Source organism: Streptomyces sp. Da 82-17 (genome assembly GCF_046098215.1).
In the GTDB taxonomy this organism is placed as follows: domain Bacteria; phylum Actinomycetota; class Actinomycetes; order Streptomycetales; family Streptomycetaceae; genus Streptomyces.
The window spans coordinates 1-7,030 of sequence record NZ_JBJURH010000047.1; the positions used below are offsets into that span (position 1 = coordinate 1).

Below are 7,030 nucleotides of genomic sequence, written 5' to 3' on the forward strand. Positions count from 1 at the left end.
CACCCCAACCCCCCACACCCCTCACACCCGGGACCACACCACCACCGTCACCCTGCAGCGCAGCCTCCTCCCGCAGACCCTCCCCGACCAGCAGGCCCTCGACATCGCCACCCGCTACCTGCCCGCCAGCGACCGCCTCGGCGTCGGCGGCGACTGGTTCGACGTCATCCCCCTCTCCGGCACCCGCGTCGCCCTCGTCGTCGGCGACGTCGTCGGCCACGGCATCCGCGCCTCCGCCACCATGGGCCGCCTCCGCACCGCCGTACGCACCCTCGCCGACGTCGACCTGCCCCCCGACGAACTCCTCACCCACCTCGACGACCTCGTCCTGCACCTCTCCGCCGACGAAGACCCCACCGCCACCACCGAAGCCGCCACCGGCATCGGCACCACCTGCCTCTACGCCGTCTACGACCCCACCACCCGCCACCTCACCCTCGCCCGCGCCGGCCACCCCCCACCCGCCGTCGTCGCCCCCGACGGCACCGTCCGCTTCCTCGACGTACCCCCCGGCCCCCCGCTCGGCCTCGGCGGCCTCCCCTTCGAGACGTACGAAACCGAACTCGCCGAAGGCAGCCTCATCACCCTCTACACCGACGGCCTCCTCGAAATCCGCGACCACGACATCGACGAAGCCCTCGACCGCCTCTTCACCACCCTCGCCCGCCCCGCCACTCACCTCGACACCATCTGCGACCGCATCCTCACCACGATGCTCACCCACCGCCCCGACGACGACATCGCCCTGCTCCTCGCCCGCACCAAAGCCCTCGACCCCCACCGCATCGCCACCCACCCCCTCGACTCCACCCCCACCGCCGTCGCCCAGGCCCGCCACCTCACCACCGACCAACTCCACACCTGGAACCTCGACGACACCGCCTTCGTCACCGAACTCGTCGTCAGCGAACTCGTCACCAACGCCATCCGCTACGGCCGGCCCCCCATCCACCTCCGCCTCATCCACACCGGCAACACCCTCATCACCGAAGTCTTCGACTCCAGCAACACCGCCCCCCACCTGCGCCGCGCCCGCCTCTTCGACGAAGGCGGCCGCGGCCTGCTCCTGGTCGGCCAGCTCGCCCAGCGCTGGGGCACCCGCCACACGGCCACCGGCAAAACCGTCTGGGCCGAACAGTTCCTCACCCCCGGCTGACCCACAGCCCACAGCCATCAGGCGTACGGGCTTCAGGCGTACGGGCCTACGGGCCAACGGGCGTACGGGCGTACGGGCCTACGGCAAGAGCAAGGGCGGCAGACGACTCACGCCGTCTGCCGCCCTCATCCCCTTACGCCCTACAGGACGCCGCCACCGGCACCTCCGTTGCCCGCGCCCCCGGTGCCGTTGCCGCCGTTGCCGCCCACGCCTCCGGCCCCACCGTTGCCGGTGCCGCCAGTGCCGTCGCCGCCGTTGCCGCCGGCCCCACCGGCGCCGCCGTTGCCGGTGCCTCCGGTGCCGTTGCCGCCGTCACCGTCGGTGCCGCCCGCGCCGCCGTTGCCGGTGCCGCCAGTGCCGTCGCCACCGTCACCGCCTTCGCCGCCGGCCCCGCCGTTGCCGGTGCCGCCGGTCCCGTCGCCACCGTTGCCGCCCGAGCCTCCGGCGCCGCCGTTGCCGGTGCCTCCGGTGCCGTTGCCGCCGTCGCCGTCGGTGCCGCCCGCGCCGCCGTTGCCGTCGCCGCCGACGCCGTCACCGCCGTCACCGCCTTCGCCTCCGGCGCCACCGTTACCGGCACCGCCCTCGCCGTCGCCGCCGTCACCGCCCTTGGTCTCGTCGGTGTCCTTGCCTTCGTCCGTGTCCGGCTCCTTGTCCTTGTCCTCGTCCTCCTTGTCCTCGATCTTGTCCTTGATCTTGTCCTCGTCGCACCAGTGCTTCTCGTCCTCCCACCAGCGGTCGTGGTGGTCCACGTGCTTCCAGTAGTGCTTGTTGTGGGGCTTGGCGAAGAAGTGGAAGTCCTTGTAGCTGTCCCAGAAGTACAGCTTGTGGTGCTTCACCACGATGTAATAAACCTTGTACTTCTTGTGCCAGTGGAACTTCTTGCCGCCGGCCCAGCAGGTGTTCTTCTCGTGGTGGTCGGTGTGGTGGCCGCCGGTCCCGCCGTTACCGCCGTTGCCACCGGTGCCGTTCCCGCCGGTCCCGTTGCCGCCGTTACCGCCGTTGCCGCCCGGGCCGCCGTTGCCTCCGGCGCCGCCGTTGCCCGTACCGCCGGTGCCGTTACCGCCGTCGCCGCCGGCGCCGCCACCGGTGGTGCTGTCGTGGCCGCCCTCGGGAGTGCTGGTGCCGCCGCCGTTACCGCCGTTGCCACCGGTACCGGTACCGCCGGTGCCATTGCCGCCGTTACCGCCGTTACCGCCGTTGCCGCCAGGGCCGCCGTTGCCTCCGGCGCCGCCGTTGCCGGTACCGCCGGTGCCGTTGCCGCCGTTGCCGCCGTTACCGGGCTTGTGGTCCTTGTTGTGATGCTTGCCCCAGCAGTAGTCCAGCTTGTGCTTGCCGTGCTGGGGGGCCGCGGTCGTGGCCGACGTCGAGGACATCGGAGCCGCCGACGCAGCAGTCGCCGGCAGAACGACACCTCCGGCGACGACGACAGCCGACACCGCGGCAGTGGCCAGAGCCAGCGGACGCTTGGAACGGGCGTTACGGGGCGTGGGGGACGTGGTGTTCATGATTCCTCCTGAGGCGGGAAGAGCGCTTGCGTGGGGTCTGCGACCGCGATGCCGTCCGTGATGTCTCCGGCGAGGCCGCACAACCAGTAGGCCCGTTTAGTCCGTTTTGGTCACGTTCCGAGGGTTCGTGACTTGACGAATGCAAACAATTCGGATACGGGCCACGAAAACGCGACACCCCTTACGCCAGAAGCCCCCCGAAAACAGCCCCCGAGAGCAGCCCCGAGAACAGCCCCGGGAACAGGGCTCACGAGACCAACTCACCGCCCCAACACGGCAGTTGAAAAACCCCACCCCTACGCAGACGACAACCCACCGAAAACCGGCCGAGCCCACACCGGAAGATCAGGCAAAGCCCCACCACCCGCACGATCCACCCGCGTCGCCACACGCACCCCCGACCCCGACCCCCCAGCCGACCCCGCCCCACCACCCCGAAACGCCGCACGCAAAGCAGCCACAAACTCAACACAAGACCCGAAACGATCCTCAGGCGCCTTGGCCAAAGCCCGAGCCAACACATCATCCACCGCCGCCCCCACACCCGAACACCTCTCACTCAAGGCCGGCGGAACGTCGTACTGATGAGCCCACAAAAGCTCCAACGCATCCTCACGCCTGAACGGCGGCTGCCCCGCCAACGTCTCATAAACAACACAAGCAAGGCTGTACAAATCACACCTGCCGTCCACCGGACGACCCGCAATCTGCTCCGGCGCCACATAATCAAGCGTCCCCACAAACTCACCCACAGACGTAAAACCAGTCAACGACAAAGACTTCTTCGTCAACCCAAAATCCGTGAGATACACATGCTCAGGATGATCACTGTCCGTCCCCCCAGCCACCAGCACATTCCCCGGCTTCACATCCCGATGCACCAAACCATGCTCATGCGCCGCCCCCAAAGCAGAAGCCACCTGCGCAGCAATACGCAACGCAGCCGAAACCGACAAAGGACCATCCCGATCCAACAACGCCCGCAAATCCGGCCCCGGCACATACCGCATAGCAATATACAAAACACCATCCGCCTCACCGGCCTCAAAAATCGGCACGATATGAGGATGATCCAAAGCCGCCGCCACCCGCTGCTCATGCGCAAACCGCCGACGAAAAGTGTCATTACGAACCATGTCCTCAGGCAGCAACTTCAACGCCACCGTACGCTGCAGCCGCAAATCCCTCGCCCGATACACCACAGCCATCCCACCCCGACCCAACTCACCCTCCACCCGATACCCCGCAACCCGCGCCCCGACCATCCGCCCCGCAGACGCCTTCCCACCACCCACAGCACCCATCACACACCCCGGCCCGCCAAAAACGACAAACCCCAATACACAAACAAATTCTATCCACCACCCCACCCCACCACGACCAGAAACCTACCCGGGACACTTGAATAAGAAATCGCCACTTTGCTCTCATCAACACCCAGCCCCAAGACCGCAGCTGACGGGAAATCAGAACAAGTTCGGATGATTACAACGCATCAGCCATAAATTCCGTACGGAACCCCGCCCCTACGACTACAGAGAGCAACACGCCACGGAATTTCCCCAGGCCGGAACCAGAATTCCCCGGCCGCCCACGCCTCACGCCCCGGCCTCAGCACCCCCCGGCCCAGGCCAGACCCTGCGCGCCACCGAGGCGCCGTAACTCGACCCCTTTGCATCCGTCAAGCCACGAGCCCTCGGGTCGTGACCAAAACAGATCAAATCGGTCTACTGGTTGTACGGCCCCACCGGAAAACACCGGACCGACAAGAAGCCGCACAACACAGACGACAGGCGCCCCGCCGCACAGGAGAAACCGTGAACGTGAACCCCACGAACAGCCCCCGCAACAACTCCCGCCCCAAGCGCCAACTCGGCCTGGCCACAGCGGTGGTATCGGCTGCCGTCATCGCCGGAGGCATCACCCTCCCCGCAACCGCCGCAACAGCAGCCCCCATAACCCCCACGTCCGGCACAACCCTGGCAGCAGGCACGCCTGCTGAAGCAGACCCTGCCGCACCGACCCAGGCCCAGGCAGCAGAAACCAACGAGGCAGAACCGACACCGCCGCCCCCTCCGACCGACGCCAACCCGGTACAACCCCCTCCGCCCCAAGAGCAAGAGCAGCAGCCGCCGCAGGAAGGCGAGCAGCCGCCGCCCCAAGAAGGCGAACAGACACCACCGCCCCAGGACGCCGAGCAGACCCAGCCCCAGGAGGGCGAACAGGGCACGGACGAGGAAACCGACAAGCAAGGCGTGCTCCCGGGCGAAGACGAGGACGCCCCCACCGCCCAGACACAGGAATTCCAGAAGCTGACTCCGGAAGAGATCAAGAAGCAGGTGACCACCCGGATCTCGGAATCCAACCTCTCAGCCCAGCAAAAGGCGAAGGCCCAGAAGACGCTGGACGACCTCCTCAAGCAGGCCACCGAGGCACCGACAGGGGACGACAAGTTCGCCTCAGATCTCGCCCAGGGACTGGGAGAGGCCCTGCGGCTCAGCCAGGACAACACCCTGTCCCAGCAAGAGCGCGACAGGTTCAACAAGATCGCGCGCGGCATCGTCGAGGCGTCCCAGAAGGCCTTCGACCCGAAAGCACCCCAAGAAGACCAGATCATCTACCTGGTAGCCCTAGGGCACCTGAACAAGGTCATTACAGGCCTCACGGACCCCAACCTCGACGCGGCCGGGAAGGCCTTCTACTCCAAGTTCGCCGACGTACTCCTCGGCGGCGTACTGGCCGCCGAGAAGCCGAGCACCGCACCGACAAACCCGGAGGACAAGAAGAAGATCCAGAAGAAGCTGCAGAAGAACACCGAAGCGCTGAAGATCTACCAGAGCGCCAGCTCCTCCGAATCGGAGCGGGCCGCGGCCAAGGCAACACTCGACGAGCAGACCAGGGCAGTGACCGACCCCAAGTACCTGGAACTCGTCGAGGAACTCAAGCGCCTGAACGCACCACAGGCCTGCCTCGACGTCGTCCAGACCCGAACGCAGCAAGCCGGCTGGCCGGACGGCTCCCTCTGGGGCCTGACCGACAAGTCCTGCGACGACACCGTGAAAGCAGGAGCCGCCGACATCAGCAGCGACTGGGCAGCACTCTTCAACTGCATCCTGAACGAACCCTTCAGCACTTGCCCGTCCCGCATCCCCGACTAGCCCAACCCCTACAGACCATCCGAACCGACATCGACACCCACAACGATGGGGCGCAGACAACACCAGCCTGCGCCCCATCGCCCTGTTAATCGCCGGGGAACTCAAGCACTCCGTGGAGAACACCCAACTGCCCGACCCAGAGGAGCAGTTCAAGGCGCAGCTGGCACACAGCCGCCACACCATGACCGCACCCCAATACGCCCTCCACGCTGAACACCCTCGAGGAGGCGGCCATCCAGATGCTGCCCTCCTGCCACGAGGGCCCTGCAGCACCCTCGGGTACTTAGATGAGGTTCAGTACGACGGCGACCACGACGGCCGATCCAAGCGTGACCACACGCACGATATTCCGGAAGGTCCGGCGTGTGGTGGTAATGCGTGTACCACCGACCCGGAGTTCTGCGTACGCGTTCTTCTGGCGGGGCTGCGGGCGCTGCGCCCCGTAAGCCTGACGGGTGGGCATCGACTTACTCCTCTTCCGTGGTGCGGATCTGACACGTCGCACCTTCAAGAAGCAAGGGGCTAGGCACGCAACTCCCACCTGGCCTGGGCTGATTGGGCAGCATCCGGTTGCCTCTCTGTCCGCCTTCGCGTTTGCCCGGCTTGCAGCTCTGGCCCTCTTGGCGCCACGCCGGCTATGTGTGCCTTGAACATGAGATGCCTCGGTCGAGGGCTCGCGCCGTGTAGAGGAGCGTTGCCGAGCGTGACGGCATGCTCGTTCGCCGCCTGGTCTCACGCAGAGGTGACTGCTTGGGCAGTTGGTGGGTTCAGCAGGCGGTGCTGGGTCGATGAGTTCACTAATTCCTGTGCTGGCGGAGGAAATTGATGGGAATTGGGATGTGGGCGCAGTTGGAGTGCTGAAGCAGGAGACCAAGTCAGGTGATTTCACGAGGTGTTGGGGTGCGTTATGGTTGTGTCTAATTGAAAAGAGCGTGAATATCTGGGAGCTGAGGTCCAGTCAGGAACGGAAGAGCCGAAACTCGTCCGGCACCCCGTCCGCTAGCCAGCGCCTTTCAGAGGAAATCGCGGAGCGATTTCCTCCAAGGGAATCGCGGAGCGATTTCCTCCAAGGGAATTGCGGAGCAATTCCCGCACCGGGCAACGGAGTTGACCGGTGCGAATTCCAGCGGAGCTGGAATTCCCGCGCGGAGCGCGGCAATTCATCCGCCCCGTAGGGGCGGCGCGTCGTGTCTGCGGAGCAGACCGCGCGC

General features: G+C 66.2%; 4 protein-coding genes. 2 read left to right on the forward strand and 2 right to left on the reverse strand.

Annotated features, from left to right (window positions below; all coding sequences use genetic code 11):
* A partial coding sequence (locus tag ACIDOF_RS37320) for a SpoIIE family protein phosphatase (RefSeq protein WP_409010718.1) occupies window positions 1-1,156 on the forward strand: 1,156 nt, incomplete at its 5' end.
* 140 nt (window positions 1,157-1,296) lie between these two features.
* On the opposite strand, the gene ACIDOF_RS37325 is transcribed toward ACIDOF_RS37320, so the two are convergent.
* Window positions 1,297-2,661, reverse strand: a complete 1,365-nt coding sequence (locus tag ACIDOF_RS37325; protein ID WP_409010719.1) for a hypothetical protein — start codon at window positions 2,659-2,661, stop codon at window positions 1,297-1,299.
* A 296-nt stretch (window positions 2,662-2,957) separates the two neighbouring features.
* Window positions 2,958-3,965 carry a serine/threonine-protein kinase gene (locus ACIDOF_RS37330; RefSeq protein ID WP_409010720.1) on the reverse strand — a complete coding sequence of 336 codons (1,008 nt, stop codon included), beginning with the start codon at window positions 3,963-3,965 and terminating at the stop codon, window positions 2,958-2,960.
* A 513-nt stretch (window positions 3,966-4,478) separates the two neighbouring features.
* Between ACIDOF_RS37330 and ACIDOF_RS37335 the strand changes: the two genes are divergently transcribed.
* A complete protein-coding gene (locus ACIDOF_RS37335; RefSeq protein WP_409010721.1) occupies window positions 4,479-5,819 on the forward strand; it encodes a hypothetical protein in 1,341 nt (446 codons plus the stop codon).
* Window positions 5,820-7,030 lie beyond the last annotated feature (1,211 nt).

Bases quoted from the DNA above. Each gene is read 5' to 3' on its own strand.
- ACIDOF_RS37325 (WP_409010719.1), bottom strand. From the start codon at position 2,661: ATGAACACCACGTCCCCCACGCCCCGTAACGCCCGTTCCAAGCGTCCG.
- ACIDOF_RS37330 (WP_409010720.1), bottom strand. From the start codon at position 3,965: ATGGGTGCTGTGGGTGGTGGGAAGGCGTCTGCGGGGCGGATGGTCGGG.